Origin of the sequence: Hydrangea phyllody phytoplasma, from assembly GCF_036985185.1 — a bacterium.
In the GTDB taxonomy this organism is placed as follows: domain Bacteria; phylum Bacillota_I; class Bacilli_A; order Acholeplasmatales; family Acholeplasmataceae; genus Phytoplasma; species Phytoplasma asteris.
Genome location: NZ_BSDA01000002.1, coordinates 1 through 17,670 on the forward strand (window position 1 = coordinate 1; position 17,670 = coordinate 17,670).

At 27.1% G+C, this 17,670-nt stretch carries 12 protein-coding genes; 11 read left to right on the forward strand and 1 reads right to left on the reverse strand.

From position 1 onward, the window contains the following. Positions 1-23: 23 nt before the first annotated feature. The gene (locus AACP42_RS00955) at positions 24-752 is read right to left on the reverse strand and encodes a DUF2963 domain-containing protein (RefSeq protein ID WP_249402838.1); all 729 of its coding nucleotides are present in this window, start codon (positions 750-752) and stop codon (positions 24-26) included. 746 nt (positions 753-1,498) lie between these two features. Here AACP42_RS00955 and AACP42_RS00960 point away from each other — a divergent pair. The 11 genes from AACP42_RS00960 to rplS all read left to right on the forward strand — a co-directional run bounded on the left by AACP42_RS00960 (position 1,499) and on the right by rplS (position 17,575). Continuing rightward, positions 1,499-3,124, forward strand: coding sequence for a hypothetical protein (locus AACP42_RS00960; protein WP_339332554.1), 1,626 nt, complete (start codon positions 1,499-1,501; stop codon positions 3,122-3,124). Positions 3,125-4,308: 1,184 nt separating this feature from the next. Beyond that, positions 4,309-5,163, forward strand: a complete 855-nt coding sequence (locus AACP42_RS00965) for a hypothetical protein (protein WP_212775548.1) — start codon at positions 4,309-4,311, stop codon at positions 5,161-5,163. 29 nt (positions 5,164-5,192) lie between these two features. Beyond that, positions 5,193-6,632: an AAA family ATPase gene (locus tag AACP42_RS00970; protein ID WP_212775549.1), complete on the forward strand. Its 1,440-nt coding sequence runs from the start codon at positions 5,193-5,195 to the stop codon at positions 6,630-6,632. 107 nt (positions 6,633-6,739) lie between these two features. After that, complete coding sequence (locus AACP42_RS00975; RefSeq protein ID WP_212775550.1) at positions 6,740-9,550, forward strand: hypothetical protein; 2,811 nt, start codon at positions 6,740-6,742, stop codon at positions 9,548-9,550. Further along, positions 9,534-10,190 carry a hypothetical protein gene (locus tag AACP42_RS00980; RefSeq protein ID WP_212775551.1) on the forward strand — a complete coding sequence of 219 codons (657 nt, stop codon included), beginning with the start codon at positions 9,534-9,536 and terminating at the stop codon, positions 10,188-10,190. The genes AACP42_RS00975 and AACP42_RS00980 overlap by 17 nt, the downstream gene beginning before the upstream one ends. Before the next feature lie 721 nt (positions 10,191-10,911). Further along, the gene (locus AACP42_RS00985) at positions 10,912-11,403 is read left to right on the forward strand and encodes an NUDIX hydrolase (protein ID WP_212775552.1); all 492 of its coding nucleotides are present in this window, start codon (positions 10,912-10,914) and stop codon (positions 11,401-11,403) included. A 649-nt stretch (positions 11,404-12,052) separates the two neighbouring features. After that, a complete protein-coding gene (gene secA / locus AACP42_RS00990; RefSeq protein WP_212775553.1) occupies positions 12,053-14,560 on the forward strand; it encodes a preprotein translocase subunit SecA in 2,508 nt (835 codons plus the stop codon). Between the two features lie 3 nt (positions 14,561-14,563). Further along, positions 14,564-15,676 carry a peptide chain release factor 2 gene (gene prfB / locus AACP42_RS00995; RefSeq protein WP_212509093.1) on the forward strand — a complete coding sequence of 371 codons (1,113 nt, stop codon included), beginning with the start codon at positions 14,564-14,566 and terminating at the stop codon, positions 15,674-15,676. Positions 15,677-16,125: 449 nt separating this feature from the next. Beyond that, positions 16,126-16,389 carry a 30S ribosomal protein S16 gene (rpsP, locus tag AACP42_RS01000; RefSeq protein ID WP_212509092.1) on the forward strand — a complete coding sequence of 88 codons (264 nt, stop codon included), beginning with the start codon at positions 16,126-16,128 and terminating at the stop codon, positions 16,387-16,389. 59 nt (positions 16,390-16,448) lie between these two features. Continuing rightward, positions 16,449-17,177 (forward strand): tRNA (guanosine(37)-N1)-methyltransferase TrmD, encoded by a 729-nt coding sequence (gene trmD / locus AACP42_RS01005; RefSeq protein WP_212775554.1) that lies wholly within the window; start codon positions 16,449-16,451, stop codon positions 17,175-17,177. A gap of 41 nt (positions 17,178-17,218) precedes the next feature. Further along, a complete protein-coding gene (gene rplS / locus AACP42_RS01010) occupies positions 17,219-17,575 on the forward strand; it encodes a 50S ribosomal protein L19 (RefSeq protein ID WP_212775555.1) in 357 nt (118 codons plus the stop codon). Positions 17,576-17,670: the final 95 nt, after the last annotated feature.

Consider the following 17,670-nt stretch of genomic DNA (forward strand, 5'->3'; position numbering starts at 1 on the left):
TAATAGTTAGTCTTAAAGAATTTTTAAAAAGTAAAAAGTTGTCCAAAGTTTTGGAACACCTCAATTGTTTCTGAAATTTCTTCTTTTTCGTTGTATTTATCTATGTAATCAATATCAATGCCGTTTTTAAGATAGTAAGTATGAGAAATCTTTTTTCCAGTTTGAAGGCTATATTTAGCTTCATTGTCTATTTTGTTATTGTCTTGGTAATAAATTATTTTTGTTATTTTTTGAGTATTTTGATCAAGATATATGACACAAAATAAAGTTCCTTGTTGTGTAAAGTGTTTTATTTGGAGGCATTTTTTAGTTTGGGGGTTGTATTTTTCAATGAAATTAATAGTTTTTTGATTGGGGTAAAAAGTAGTTTTTTTGATTAAATTGTTTGTTATTGAATCGTATATATTTATCATTTGGGTATTTTCGTTTGAGTTTGTAACAATTAAATTATTTTCGTTTGAAATTAATTTAATTTGGTTAACTATTTCATTATTATTTTCTTTATTTGGTTTATTTTCTTGGATAATCGGATTTGGTAGTTTTGTTGATTCTTTTTTTTGAGTAAATATTTTGTCTTTGTGTTCTTTGTTATATAAAATAAAACTACTTAAAAACATTATAATAACCATTAAAATAAGGCACAATATGTGAATTAATGACCATTTATGCTTTTTTTGTTTGTGTTTGTCTTTGTGTTCTTTGGTAGTTGTTGTGTTTTTTTGGTCTTTTGTTTCTTTTTTTACAAATTTCATAAAATTACTTTTCTTTTTTGTTATAACTTATCAAACCCCATTTATGCTACAACTTATTTATAAAATTATAAATTATAAAATTGCTAAATTGCCAAATTATCATTGCTAAATCTTTAAATCTTAAAACCAAAAGCACAAATCATAGATTACAAATAAGTACTCTTATTATACAACATATATTGTTATTTGCATCAATATTTTTAAAATTACTCAATATTTTAATATTTTAGCAGTTTTTATTTGTAAATTGATGGAAAAATACAAATATTTAAAATAAATAAGCATATTTGTTGTTTTTTTTTTTTTTGATGTTAAAATATAGTTAATTAACAATTTGTTTTTTTCCTTATTTGTTATTTGTTAAGAATTAGATTAAAAATATTATTTATAATTGTATATTTATAAATTAATAGATATAATTATATTTATAAATAATTTTATAATTAGTAATTAATATTTGCAAATTGTTAATTTATCAATACTTAATATACAACAAAAATAAAAGAAAGGTTTTTTTATGTAAAAGTAATAATTTCACTATATTAATTTACAAACTGGCTTGCATAATATCTAAGTTTTTCCAAATGCTGCAAAAATAGCTAAATTGAGCTTTATAAGTTTTTAAACATTTTAAATTGTTTATCTTTTGGAAACTGATCATCATATTAAAAATTTATTATTTTTACATTTTTAAAATAAAAAACAATTTCTTATTTAGGATAAGAAGAAAGGCAGTTGTTTTAAAAGTGACACAACAAAAACAAAAACAATTATCATGTCTAGTTGTAATTATATCTCGATTTTTATTTGTATTATTAGCTATTCTTATTATTGATCCTTTTGGATGGTTTAAAAAAACAAAAACACTACCTACATATAATCCCCCATATCCTTTTGATGCACCAGAAACATTTAGTCTGGATCATGATAAATTAAATGTAGAACAAACTATTAATAAAGTCAATGATATTTTAGAAAAAAATAATATAGATAATGAAATATTTCAAAATAACTTTAATGAAATTCCTAAAAATAAATTAGAAACTAATTATTTGAAAAGAATAAGAAAAGATTATATTGAAAATAAAAAAGCTCAAAATAAAAAAAAGATAGAGAATTTACAAACAGAAAATAATCAAAAAAAACAAAAATTATCCGAATTAGATAATCAAAAAAAACCTTTGGAAAAACAAGAATTAGAAGAAAAAGGAAAAAAAGCACAATTAGAAAATGAATTAGAAACTTTAAAAAATAAAAATACTTCTTTGCAAGGAAAAATTACAAATTTGAGAAATCAAATCAAAAACGAACCAAGTTCTACATCACAAAATTACTCAGAAAGCAATTTAGAAGAAATAAGAAGGAATAATAGTAATATTCAAGAACAAATTAGAAATATACAAAACACCGTTCAATCTAATCAAACTCAAATCAATAATATTACAAATAACGAACTTCCCCCAATTCAAACTAAAATTAAAAATCTTCAAGAAAACTTAAGTCCTTTAGTGAAAGAATACAAACATTTAATAGAAGAAAAAACAGAATTAGAATCACAAATAAAATGTTTAAATGAATTTAATGAAAAACTTAAATCTTTTGATATATACCAACATAGCGAAAAACCCCAAAACTATTTTAAAAAATGTCAAACTTGTCAACAATGGAAAAATTGTATAGACAGCGAATTTGAAACAAATTTTTATCCTATGGTTAAAAAAGAAAGAGATGCTTTATTATTTCAAGTAACCCTTATTAAAACTAAATATCTTTTATTAGCTATTAAAAAAATAAGTAAATATTACTTTGAATTAAAACATTTATTAGACTATAAAAAAGAAGAAATAAAAAATAATTATTTTGCAGACCAAAATTCTATTCTATATTTAGAAACTACTTTTTATCAAACTCAACATCATCTTATTTCTTTAATGTCAATGTTAAAAGGAATTGAAAAAGCAAATAAAGGAAAAAAAACTTCTTTTGAATATGATGATTTATTTTCTAAAACAGTTAGATTTTTAAATATAATTGATTCTCTTTCAAAAGATGAATCACTTAAACATCAATTTGAAAAAGAAGAACCAAACCCACAAAGTAAAAAATTGCAAAATTATAAACTCGATAATTTGTTGAAAGACAGAGCAAATAACCGTTATTTACCATTATTTAGAAATCCACAAGAACAAATTGAATTTATAAATAATTTCAAAAACATCTTTATGGATGAAGAATTTCAAGAAGACAAATCTAAACCCGAACCTGCATTTATACAAACTTTTGAAAAAAATCAATTTTTATTAAATAATTGGGATACTATAAAAAAATTCAATCCTAATTGTCAATATCTTAATTTAAATGGGCGCGAATAAACGCATCATTATAGTAATCTAGCCAGTTGCCACGGATTTGATTATTCCGTGAGGTCATGCGGTCGGTCAGCCAAACGAAAGAATGGTGGATTACAGCAGACCGTAAAAGCGGAGTGAGGTGAAATAACTAGCCAAGATGCTTTCGCAAGACTAAGATAGTCATGGAAAAGGTGCAAATCCCTAATCGCGGAAATTATCGTAATTTAAGAACTTCAAGGGCAAGTTATTGAAACCCTGGAATGAAGGTAAGATATGAAGATATGATTTAAGTCTTTATATATAATCACATGTCGCTTTAAGTAGCACCCTTCATGATATCGTTGACGGAAACAAAGTGTTCTAGTCTAGCCACAAGCTTTAACAACGAAAGCGAACCTAAAACTATCAGGCATAATGATGTCGGAAATTCGAGATTCCTAAAAACCATACCAAACAGAGGAAATTAAAATGCCTCTGGGTTCAAGGAAAAAGAGACTTTTAGTAGTCGGAGGAATTAAAACTTGGTTTGGAATAACCAAGATAATTGCCCTCACACGGAGCCTAGGAAAGCTAGGTACAAGGCGAAGGAGTCAGTAAATTAATTTAAACCAGAAGCAAAAAAGAGTCTAAATTTCTGAATCCAGAAATGTTAAACCTATATTATTAGGCGCCCAAACCCTGACACCAATTATATGACAATACCATATAAGAATGGAAGACTGTCACGGCTCACTTAGGTGTGGTAAGACAAAAGTCCGAAAAGAAAACTTCCTAGAATAAATGCGGGACATACCGAAATGAAAACAGGATTCGGGGTAATATAGGACCTTAACTGGGCGGAGCGATTATTTCGTTAAGAAATAAGGACTCGTGGAGGAGCTAGGGTGTATCCTAGGTAAAGCAGTTGCGAAATACTGGCCTTCAAAAAAGAGATGTGAGCCTGAATATAATTAATTTAGGGAAAGCCGTATGCTTGGAAACTTGCTTGTACGGTTTGGAGCGGGGCTGCACGTAAATAACCAACACGCGTGTAATCTATCGCTATCAATATTGTTTAGAACCTAACACACCCCAAGAAAAAGACAAAAAACCCTATGAAAAATTTATAGAGCTTTTAAGAACTATTTCTTCACAAGGACAATATACATTTTAAATACAAATATAAAGATATAAAAGATATAAAATAAATAGAAAAGGAAAAAACCATGTTAACACAAAATAATCAAGTAAATTTGTCTAAAGAACGTTGGCAAAAAGTAGCAGTTGTTGCTTTGGTATTAATAACTGTTGTTTTAGTATTTGCATGTTATCAATTTAATAATAAAATTAATAAATTAGAAAATGATTTAGCTAAATTACAAAAAGCAGAACCAAACCAAACTCCACTTCCAAATCCCAATCCTTTAGAGGAAGTTCAAGGTGAAGTACCTAATTTTTGTAAGGAATTGGAAAAACAATTAGAACAAGTTAAAAAGACTACTGATTGGAAATTTGATAACAACGATTGCTTAAGAGGATTAGAAAATAATCTTGAAGGGCTTCAAGAAGTTAATTTACAAAATCATCTAGACCAAGTTACAACTCATATTTTTGAAAGTGCTATAAAACAATTTGAAAAAGAATACAAAAATATCCCAAATCTTAGTACTTCTTCTGCAAATTCAGCACGAACCACACTTAAAGGTATTATTGTATTAGTAGAAAAATTTCAAAATTGTTGTAAATTCAGAGACAACGTTAAAAAGGATTTGGAAGACAAAGCAGCAGTAGATGGCACGACAGGAAAATATGTATTAACAGGACAACCTGCATATGACTATAAAGAATTACAAGAAGGAAGAGGGTATCTAAGAGCTTTTGCAAATATTTTAGATCTATATCTTAATACTAAAACCAAAATCAATCAACTAACTTTTTCCTCTAAAGTTTCTGAATTAGAAAAAAAACATTTGCGAAATTTAAACATAAACATTGATACAACAGTTAAATCTCTTTTTACATACGCAAACGAAATAAAAACAAAAAAACTTCCTGCAATATTTAAAAATAAAATTCATTAGAAATCCTAAATTAAGAAAGGTATAAATAAATGAAACTAAAAAACAAATCTCTTACTTTAACTTTAATTATTCTAATTTTAGTAACCTTTTTTTCTTTAGTGCTTGCTTTGGTTTTAAATTATACTAAAAATGATCATGAAAATCAATTTGTAAACGGACCTTTTCCAGATTCTAATTTTCCAGGAAAACCCAATGAAGACGACGACCAATCCCAAAATAATTCATCCAATGTTTCTGCTATGAACTCCGATTTTTTATCTGGTTTATTAGATGTGCTTACTCCTCCAGAATTTAATTTTGAAAATTTTAAACGTTATGATTTTATTTTCGGATTAAAAGAACCCATTAAAAAATTAAAAGAAATAGGGGACCGTTTTGACCTAAGCAAAAAACATAAATATAATTTAGGAAAAGAAGGAAAGCCTACCAAACTTCCTAGAGGAGTTATTTTTTATGGACCTCCAGGAACTGGTAAAACTCTTTTAGCTGAATGTTTTGCTAAAGAACATCAGCTAAATTTCTATATTATTACTCCCGCTAACACTTTGGAAGAAATAGAAAATATCTTTGCCAAAGCAAGAAAAAATAGTCCTTCAATTGTCTTTGCAGATGAAGCCGAAGAAACTATTAAAGCCAGAGATTCTAAAGACTTTTTAGAACCAGGTGATGCTAAAAAAACCGCTTTAATCTTAGCTGAATTAGATGGTGTAAAAACAGATCCTGACAAACCAATTTGTTTTGTGGCTGCAACTAATCACTTAGGAAAAATAGATTCTGCCATCGTTTCTCGTCTAGAACCTGTATACATCGGAAACATCGAACCTAATGAAAGAATTAAATTCTTACGTCTTATGGCAAAACTTTACAAAATTAATCAAAAAACTTATGATTATCTAAGAGTTATTGCTGATAATTTCAACTATTGCCTAGACCATCCAGAAATGTTTGCAGAAGCAATAGAACATGGTTATGTTATTCCTTCCGTTGCTAAAAAAAGTGTTAGAGGTAGAACAAAAATTGGAGACAAAGAATATTTGTATGGCAACTTAGACCCTGTTAATAATGTAGTTGATAGAAATGAAAGACTTGAAAAAATGAAAAAAGCAGGCACCCAATATAATCCTCCAACTGACCAAAATGGCAAACCTAAATATGATATAGAAGTTTTAGAAGGTATTAAAAAACATTTCTTTGACCTTTTATCAGGAAGAAAATTAGAAAACTTAATTACTAATGCTGCTAATAAAGCAGGTTTCTATGGACATTCAGAAATTTTAATTTCTGATTTAGAAGAAGCTTTTGGTGAATATTTTGGTCATAGACAAGATTATTTAAACAATAATAATTTAAGCCAAGAAGCTAAAGAGGCATTGAAAAAAATAAATAATTCTTTATATAACGAAACAAGAAATAATCATTTAGGAACACGAGGACCACTTATTGACGAAGACGTACAAAAAAAACAATAATTTATTAAAAAAATATTGCTTTTAAAATCAATTATTATGGTATAATATTTATAATTTATACTCTAACATAACTTGAAGAAAATATTTTAAAAGGAGGTTAATTTGATATGGATAATTACCTTATTGCCAAAAAAACTATTACTAAAAATACTAATTATATTATCTTTTATAAGTATTGGCTTTTTCCTTTCCTTTTTGCATTAATCTTTTTAAAAATAAGTATTAGTTGTTATGTCTTTTCTGATGAAGTTCCAAATCCAAACGAACAACAAGAATTACCATATAAACCAGAACCAGCCCAAGAAAATGAAGTTTTTAAAAGACATAAACAAACCAAAAAACAACAAGACAAACAAAGAGAAACTTGTGAAAAAGAAACTAGACAACAATACGAAAAATTATATGATTATTTTTATGATAAAGATACTTTTACCAAATATTGGAATCAAAGACAAACTAAACCAAATCCTATTTTTGAAAAAATTTTATCCTTGAGTAAAGCTAATCAAGTATCTGATTTAGAAAGTGCCTTAGACCGATATTTTAATTATCTTATTGCAGTTCTAACAACTAAATATGTTTTGGAAGAATACAATATCCAAAAAAACTCCAATTCCCAAGAGCTAACTTCCCAAACAGAAGAACTTTCTTTAAGAGATGAAGATAATCTAAAACGAACCCAACTTTCAAGTTTTCAAACTGATTATTCTAATTTGCAATTTAGAATTGAGTTTTTGAATCTCTTTTTTAAAACTTTGTTAGAATTAAAGGAAAAACAAAAACAAGATATCGATTCTATTGTAGAAAAGTTTTATACTGAAATAAGCAATCACAATAATTTATTGCAAAAAACTTCTTCTCTACTTCATTTGCAAGAACAACCACATGATTATCTTACTTCGGTTAATCACAAAACACTATCAAATGAAATAACTAAAAATAATTTTGAAGTTCATGAGATAGACCCAGAAATTGACCGTTTTTTGGCTCATGGAGATGATACTTTAATAGATGATTTTTATGGACGCAACAAAAATAATTTCATTGATTATTTTCAAAAAAAAATACAACCTGCTACTCAAGAAGTTGTTTTGCAAAACGATACTCAAATAAATACTAATTTACCTCAATTAAAAGATGTTTATGCTAAATTTATTCTAAACAAACGTTGTACTATTGAAGACCAAGATACTCTTTTAAAAACAATAACTTCTAATGATTCCAATAATCCTAATCAAAACGGTATGAAAGAAAAATTACTCAAAGATTTAGAAAAACTTCATACTAATTATGAAAAAATATACCAAGAACAAAAAGAAACTATTCAAAAATATCAAACTTTTTTATTACAAGAATTAAAAACTCAAAAAAAAGATATTACTAATCGTTTTAAAGATAGAAAACCTTATGAAATTTATTTACAACAAGAAAATCTCTTACAAGAACAATTACAACGAGGAATTGATGAATTAATCGATACTTATGTTAATAAACCATTAAAACTTTTAGAAACTTCCAAAAATGAGGTTCAAACAGAAATTACCAATATTAAAAAATTTATCCAAGAAACTACAATTAATAATCTTAATACAACTTCTTTAAAAAAAGATTTTGATACTTTTAATAATAATTATTGTACCAAAAGAGAAGAATTTACCCAACAACAAGCCAAAACTAAACAAGAAGTAGATCAAAGTTTAGCTGAATTAAAAGCTAAAATAGAAGACTTAATTGTTAAATATCAAGCTCTTTTGGAAGAATCAGAAGAGATGAAAACCAAATTTAATAACTTAGAACCACATAATGAATTAAATGGGTTTTTTGCAACTCCTTTAACAAAAAATAATTTTTTAAGTTTCTTAAAAAAATTACAAGATGAAGAAGTAGATAAAGAATTACACTACGATCAATTAATTAACAACTCAAAAACTAATTTTAAACAAAGCAGTAATGCTTATTTTTATATTCAAACTATATTACTTTTATTAAAAGCACATAACACAAATATAAATAATTTTATTCAAAAATTACAACAAGAAAAAATATCTAATCTACCCATTTTTGATGCAACAAACAAAAAAAATGAAACAATAATTGAAAATGAATATCAAAGTTATAAAAAAGATATTAATACTTTTTTTCAAAAAATCCAAACTCCAGAACAAATTATCAAAGAAGATGACAAAAATCTTTTTAAAGACCAAAACACTTGGCTTGATAATGTTATGCAAAACCTACACACTAACTTATCTGAAAAAACCGACAAAAGTAAAAAAGACCAAAATCAATTAAAAGATGACTTAGAAAAACATTATACTAATTTTAAAAGTAAACATGATGAAATTATGAATTTTTTGAAAGATTTATTTCCTAATGTGGAAAAACAAACTCAAACAGAAAAAGATATTTTACAATTAAATAATAAAAATATAGAATTAATAAAATCAAATCAAAGAGAACAAAAAAAGAAGAAAAAGGAAATTTCAGAAGAGGAAGAAAAAGTTCAACAAAAAAAACAAAACAAACAACAAGAACAAGAAAACATAAAAAGTACAATAAATAAAATAAAAGAAACATGTCCAGAACCCCAAGGACAAGAAATTCCTCCAGTTATCAATTACCCTAAATTAGAACTTAATCTAGAACAAATTTTAGCATCTTATGAAAGTCATTTAAACGAACTAAACAATCAACCAAAAAACCTAAAACAAGGTTTAAAAGACATAATTCAAACATATGCAACTGAATTATCAGATTTATTAAAAACACTTTCTTCTGAATCACTTCAATCACATAATAAAACTTTTAATTGGTTTAATAATTCTTTTCAAAATTTTAAAACCCCAGAACAAACCATAACACAAATAAATGATTGGCTAAATCAGAGTGGAGTTTATCATTATGAAGAAAAACAATGATTATCAAAAATTAGATAATAAGTTGTCAAATCAATTAATCCATATTTGGCTTTGGGGTTTAATTGGAATTAATGTTTTATTTATAACTGTTATTTATCTTGGTAATCACACTAAAATTAAAAACTTTTTGAAATATGATCTATTGAGTTATTTTTTAAAAGAAAAACAATTAGAAGAAGAAGAAATAACAAGTTATCATGAAGCAGGACATACTCTTATAGCTCTTTTATATCCTGAAAATTTTCAAGTTCCTTACGTTACAATTAAACGTACTCAAAGAACCTTGGGACATACTTCTTGCAAAGTTTTAAAATCTGATCCCAAAACAGAAACACTCGTTAATTTTGGAGGAACTGCTGCTGAAAATATTTTAGCCAAAAACCATCAAATGAAACGTTTACAAGTAGGAAAAGGCTCTGGTTTTGACCATAATAGTGCTAAACATAACTTAAATAAATTCTCTCCTTATCCTCAAAAAGATTTTAATGCCTTTTTACAAAAAACAGAACATTTATTACAAAATAATAAAGATGCTTTAGATGAAATAGCCCGTAAATTATTAATTAAAAAAACTTTATCTCAAAAAGATTTAGATGAAATTACTAAAAAATATCCTTTAAAAAAAAGTTACAATAAATAAGATTTATAATTTTCTAATAATAAAATGTTTGAAATAAAAAAGCCCTTTTTTTGAAGGGCTTCCTTTTTGAGTTATTATAATATTTTTGCACTTTTTACAACTAATATAAAAGTCAATATTTTTGAATAATCAAGTATTTTTAGTAGCTCAAATTAACAAATTACTAAAAATTGCCTTTTTCAAATTACAAAACAACAAAAAAATAAAAAAAAGTTAGCAAAAAATAACATAATATTAAAAAAAATGCTAAAATAAAATAGTAAGTATAATTTTTTTAGTTTTGTCATCTTTTATTTTGGTTGTTAAAGCCCTATTTCACTAAGTTTTTAATTTTAAAAGTTGACTTTCATTTGTAAAGTTTGCTTTAAAAAATAAAAAAATTAAAGTCATAAATTTTGCCATCCAACAAATACAGAAATAAAAGTTATCCAAAAAAATATTGGGAGGAAAAATATTAGCAAAATTTTAGCCATCAATTAAACAACTATTTATAATAAATCAAATAATAATTTGAAATATTTTTACAAAAAACTTATTATTTGCATTTTCATTTATTTGCTATCTATGCTATCTACACTTTTTACTAATTTTACCAAAAATATTTATTTCTTAATTCAAAAATAACTTTTTGACAATATTAACAATATTAACAATATTAAAATTTAAAAAGCTAAAATTAAAAAAATAAATTAAAAAAGAAAGAATGAAAAAAGGTTTTTAAATGAGCAACTATATCAACAAATTGCGCCAAAAAATTGGAAAAGACCCTTTATTTTCTCCTGGGGCTTCCGTTATTGTTTATGAAAATAATAAATATTTATTGCAATTCCGCAAAGATTTTAATGTTTGGGGACTTCATGGTGGAGCAATGGAATTAGGAGAAACTGGAGCTGATGTTTGCGTAAGAGAACTAGAAGAAGAAACAGGTCTTAAAGCTTTAGAAATTTATCCCTTTCGTACCTATTGTGGAAAACATTTTGTTATCAATTATCCTAACGGAGATGTTGTCTATCCAGTTGTTATGGCTTTTGTAGTAACTAAAACACAAGGAAAATTAAGCCCACAAGATGATGAAGTTGCTAAACTAAAATGGTTTGATGAGGCCTCTTTGCCAATGGATGTTATGATGGAAATTGACAAAACCTTTTTAAAAGATTTTTTACAACACAAAAACCAAACCCAACCTCAAACATACAAAACTAAATTTTGTTAGGCAAAATGTCTTTGCTAAGAAAAAAATTAAAATATATTCCCAATTATTACATTCAAAATAATTATAAATTGAAATAATTATAAATTGAAATAATTATAAATTGAAATAATTATTAATCCAAATTATTAAAAAATTCTCTAGGTCGCATTTATTGTTCAAATTTTTAAAGCAATTTTTAAAACCACAAAATAAATTGTTTTAACTAAAAAAAGACTATCTAATGGCGGTAGTCTTTTTTTCATTTTTTCCTCGCGCGCTTTTTGCTTTTTTTCACCACCACCACCAAATCCGCAAATAAAGCCACAAACAGCAAAAAATAATTAAATGATGTCTACAAACCACTAAATATATGTTAAAATAAATAATAATGGGATTGCAAATAAGGACTTTTGCTACCCAAAATACCACCCCAATTATTTTCATTTTTCCCCTCCAATTACTTTGGTTTCCCCCTAAAATTGTTAATTTTTGTTTTTTCACTCAGGTTTTTGATAAAAATTAACATTATTTTATTTTCATTGCACTTTCACCTCACTTCATTTTATTTTCATTTTTTAATATTGAACCAAAGTAAGAATTATTGAAATACGAACCAACAACCCGCAATTACAAATTCAAAAACTAAAAAATATAAAGGATTAAAACGATTATGTTAAATTTTTTTAAAAAAATATTTAATTCTTCCAAAAAAGCTTTAAGAAAAGCTAGAACCATAGCTAATAAAGTACAAAATTTAGAAGCCCAAATGGCTTTATTAGATGACAAAGATTTTGTCACAAAAACCGCAGAATTAAAAAAACTCTTTCAAGAAGGAAAAACCCTTAACCAACTGCTGCCCGAAGCCTATGCTCTTGCCAAAGAAGCTACCAAAAGAGTAACAGGACTTACTCCTTATTACGTTCAAATTTTGGGCGCTGTAATTTTGCATCAAGGAAATATTTCTGAGATGAAAACTGGGGAAGGAAAAACCCTTACTGCCATCATGCCTGCTTATCTTAACGCTTTAAGTGGTAACCCTGTTCACATTGTTACAGTCAATGAATACCTAGCTAAAAGAGAATTTGAAGGTAGCATCGGTGATGTTTTTCGCTTTTTGGGAATGACAGTAGGACTTAATACCAAAGACAAAGACCACGCACAAAAACAACAAGCCTATTTATGTGATATTCTCTACACTACTAACAGTGAATTAGGGTTTGATTATTTAAGAGACAACATGGAAATTGAAGCTTCCAATTTGGTAATGAAACGCCCTTACAGTTATGCTATTGTTGATGAAGTAGACTCTATTTTAATTGATGAGGCAAGAACGCCTTTAATTATTTCCCAAAGTGTCAAAGAAACTAAGAATTTATACAAAGAAGCACAACGTTTTGTTCGCACCCTTAAAAATAGCCATTATCTTATTGAATTAGAAACTAAAACAATTGAACTTACCGAAGAAGGAATTACCAAAGCTGAAAACTTTTTCCAAATTGATAATTTATACAACGTAGAACACGCCTCTTTGCTCCACCATGTCAAAAACGCCCTTAAAGCAGCTTTTACGATGCACAAAGACAAAGACTACTTAGTTGATTACAAAGATGGACAAGTTCTAATTATTGATCAATTTACTGGACGTGCTTTGCCAGGACGCCAATTTAGCGACGGTCTTCACCAAGCATTAGAAGCCAAAGAAGGAGTATTAATTAAAGAAGAAACTTCCATTGGAGCTACTATTACTTATCAAAATTTTTTCCGTCTTTATCACAAATTATCAGGGATGACAGGAACTGCCAAAACCGAAGAAGATGAATTTAGAGACATTTATAACATGGAAGTTATCGAAATTCCTACCAATGTTCCTATGATAAGAATTGACGATCCCGATTTTATTTTTGTTTCTTTAAAAGAAAAATACGACGCTTTAATTGAAGAAATAACTTCTCGCCACAAAAAAAGACAACCCATTTTAATTGGGACAACTACAGTAGAAGTTTCTGAAATTATTTCTAAAAAATTAAAAAAACATTCCATTAAACACGAAATTCTAAATGCCAAAAACCACTCTAAAGAAGCAGACATCATTGCTAAGGCAGGACTTAAAAATGCAGTTACTATTGCTACTAATATGGCAGGACGTGGAACTGATATTCGTTTAGGCGAAGGGATTAAAGAATTAGGCGGACTTGCTGTTTTAGGTACTGAAAGACACGAATCACGAAGAATTGATAACCAATTAAGAGGACGTGCTGGACGTCAAGGCGACCCTGGTTATTCACGTTTTTTTATTTCTAGCGAAGATGAACTTGCCCAAAGATTTGGTGGCACTAGAATAGAAAAAATTATTTCTTTGCTCCAAAAAATAAGCGATTCCGAAACTAAAACTTCATCTAAAATGGTGACTAAATTTTTTACCAAAATACAAAAAAAAGTAGAATCTTCCAATTTTGACTATCGTAAATACCTCTTAAAATATGATGATATTTTACGTATTCAAAGAGAAATTATCTATAACCAAAGAAAAGAAATTCTAGTTAGCAATAGAGTAGAACAAATCGTTCAAGATTTAATGCAAAAGACCCTTAATAAAGCTATTTTGCCACATTTTACTAACAACCCTACCCAATGTCAAACCCAAACTTTAATTACTTTTTTAGAAAATAAATTTTTCCCTAAACAAACCTTTGATTTAGAAGAAGTACAAGAATTATGCAACAACCCTAAAACAAACTCCCTTGATTCTTTTCAACAACATTTATTGCAAAAAGTAAAAGCCACTTTACAATCTCAAAAAGATTTTTTTGAAAAAGACCCTGATAAAGCTCAATATTTTGCAAAAGGTCTTAAATGGATTACATTAAAAATAATTGATAATTACTACCAACGCCACATCAATGACATGAGTTCTTTAAGACAAGGAATTGGATTTGTAAGTTACGGACAACAAGATTCTTTTATTGAATATCAAAAAGAAGGACAAGTTTTATTCAATAACATGATTGCAAAAATTGCAAACGACATTACTGCTACTATTTTAAAGTTTTCTTTCGCAGATAGTTTTCAAACACCTCCCAACCAAAAAGTTTTTTTAAACAATGATTCAAGCGATGATGAATCTTCTAAAAAAAGAAGAACTAGAAAAGTAAGAACTTCTAAAAAACCTTGGAATTAATTTGTGGAAAAATACGAAATTAATCAAATTTTACAAAACTTGCATCAAAACCTTCAAGATTTAAAACAAGCCCTTGATTTAAAAAAAACCAATCAAACAATTGAAAAATTAAATTGTGCCATGCAAAAAGAAGATTTTTGGCAAGACCCCCAAAAAGCTGTTACAATAAGCCAACAATTCAACGACTTGCAAGACAAAAAAACTACTTTAGAAACTTTAGAACAAAATTATTTGGATCTAGAAACTTTATTTAATTTAAATGAAAGCCCAAATGAAACTTCTGCTTTATTAGAAGAAGAATTAAAAAACCTTACTAAAGCCGTTTTTGATTTCAAAATTAAAATTTTTTTGAATCAACCTTATGATATTAACAATGCTATTTTATTATTCCATCCAGGAGCAGGAGGCACTGAATCGCAAGATTGGTGCGAAATGCTTTTCCGTATGTATCAAAAATATGCTCAAAAAAAGAATTTTAAAACCGAAATTCTTGATTATCAACCAGGTGAAGGAGTAGGAATCAAATCAGCTACCTTATTAATTAAAGGAACTTATGCTTATGGTTATCTAAAAGCGGAAAAAGGAGTTCATCGTTTGGTAAGAATTTCTCCTTTTGATGCTAATTCCAAAAGACATACTTCTTTTGTAGCTTGCGATGTTTTGCCAGAAATTAATGAAGAAATCAAAATTAATTTAAAAACAGAAGATCTTAAAATCGATGTTTTTAGAAGTAGTGGTGCAGGCGGACAACACGTAAATACTACTGATTCAGCAGTAAGAATAACTCATTTGCCAACAGGATTAGTAGTGGGTTGTCAAAATGAACGTAGTCAGATCAAAAACAAAGAAAAAGCTTTGCAAATGCTAAAAACCAAGTTATTTCAATTAGCATCAAAACAACAAAAAGAAGAAAATGCTAAAAAATTTCAAAGCGACCAAAAAGAAAATGGTTGGGGTTCTCAAATTAGAAGCTATGTTTTTCATCCTTACAAAATGGTTAAAGATCACCGCACTAATCAAGAAATTTTTCAATTAGAACAAGTAATGGATGGAAACATCGACGAATTTATCAATGGATATTTAACCAAAATACCTATTAGTTCTCCTCATGAATAAAAAATAAAAATACAAAGTTAATTATTTTTTTAATCAATAGCCAATATAAAAAAAATAATTATAGGAAAAGCCAAGATAAAAAGGCATTTCAAAGAATAAATAATTTCCCAAAGTAATTTGTTTTGGGTTTTCTTTTTGTCTTGTCTTAGAACAATTTTAATATTTTATTTTTTGAAAACAACAAAGCACACTATTTTTCATTAAAATCACTCCCTTTATTATTTATTGTTATTGATTTTTAAACATTTTTTAATGTACTGAAATATCTTTCACCTTAATTAAAATCTTCAAAAGATTTTATTTTTTTAAGAATTCATCAAAAAACATTTTTCTCATCTTTTTTATCAAAAACACTTGACAATTCAGTTATTTTATGTGATAATATTTAAGATGAACTTTTTAATTTACGATTAAACGATTAATAAAAAAATAGAAAGTGGGTTTTTATTATGGCAATAAAAATGCGTTTACAACGTTTCGGAGTGCATAAAAGACCTTTTTACAGAGTAGTTGCAAGCGAATCTAAAAATGCTAGAGATGGTAAATTTTTAGAAATTTTAGGAACTTATGACACTATTTTAGATATTGTTGAATTAGACCACAACAAAGTACAAAAATGGTTATCCAATGGCGCTCAACCAACTAAAACAGTCAAAAAAGTATTTAAAAAAAATAAATTTTTTGCAAAAACTAACACTAAAGTTGAAAAATAATTTTTTTCTCAATTTCAAAAATAAATGAAAGCGCCTTTAACGGTTAAAAACTAAATTTTATGATTATTGAAATTATAACTATTTTTCCGCTTTTTTTTAAAAGTTTTTGCGAAACTTCCATTATTAAAAGAGCTTTAGAACAAAAAAAAGTTCAAATAAAACTTCATGATTTAAGAACTTATAGCAAAAATAAACATAATCAAGTAGATGATAGCGTTTATGGAGGAGGAGTTGGAATGTTGCTTTTTTTCCCTCCTTTTTTTGATTGTCTACAAAAAATAAAAACTCCCCAAAGCAAAGTTATTTTATTATCTCCTCAAGGACAAATTTTTAATCAAATGCATGCCACTAATTTTGCTCAAAAAGAAACTCATTTAATTATTTTATGCGGTAATTATGAAGGGGTTGATGCAAGAATATTGCAATATATTGATGCAGAAATTTCCATAGGTGATTATGTTTTGACAGGAGGAGAAATCGCTGCTACTGTTTTGGTTGATGCAATTACAAGACTGCTTCCAGAAGTTATCAAAGAACAATCTTATCTTGAAGATTCCCATCAACAAGGTTTGCTTAAATATCCTCAATACACCCGCCCGCAAAGTTATTTGAATCACGAAGTGCCTGCTGTTTTGTTATCTGGAAACCATGCCAAAATAAGATGTTGGCGCCAAAAAGAAAGCTTGAAGGCAACTTTACAAAAAAGACCTGATCTTTTGGAAAATAAAAAATTAACTTTAGAACAAACCAAACTTTTAACAGAAATTAAACAAGAATTACAAAAATAATTCAAGAATTATTTATTTGAATTCAACAAAGGAGCAAAATTATGTCTCAATTAAAAGGACAAAATTTAATAGAATCAGTTAACCAGCACCAACTTAAAGATGTCCCTTTTTTCCAACCTGGTGATACAGTTAAAGTATTTATCAAAATTGATGAAGGAAACCGCAAAAGGGTTCAAATTTTTGAAGGTTTAGTTATTAAACGCCAAGGAAGATTAGTTACAGAAACTTTTACTGTAAGAAAAATATTTGCTGGTGTAGGAATTGAATTAACTTTCCCAGTACATTCCCCTACTAACGAGAAAATAGAAGTAGTTAGTCGTGGTATTGTTCATCGCGCCAAATTGCATTATGTTCGCAACCTTTCTTCTAAAGCTTCTCGCATTAAAGAACAAAGATAAATTGTTTTTTTGTTTAAAGAAATACATTTTTTTATAATAAAAAACTTTTAATAACATTTTTTAAATATATTTTTCCCCTTTTTTTTAATAAACAA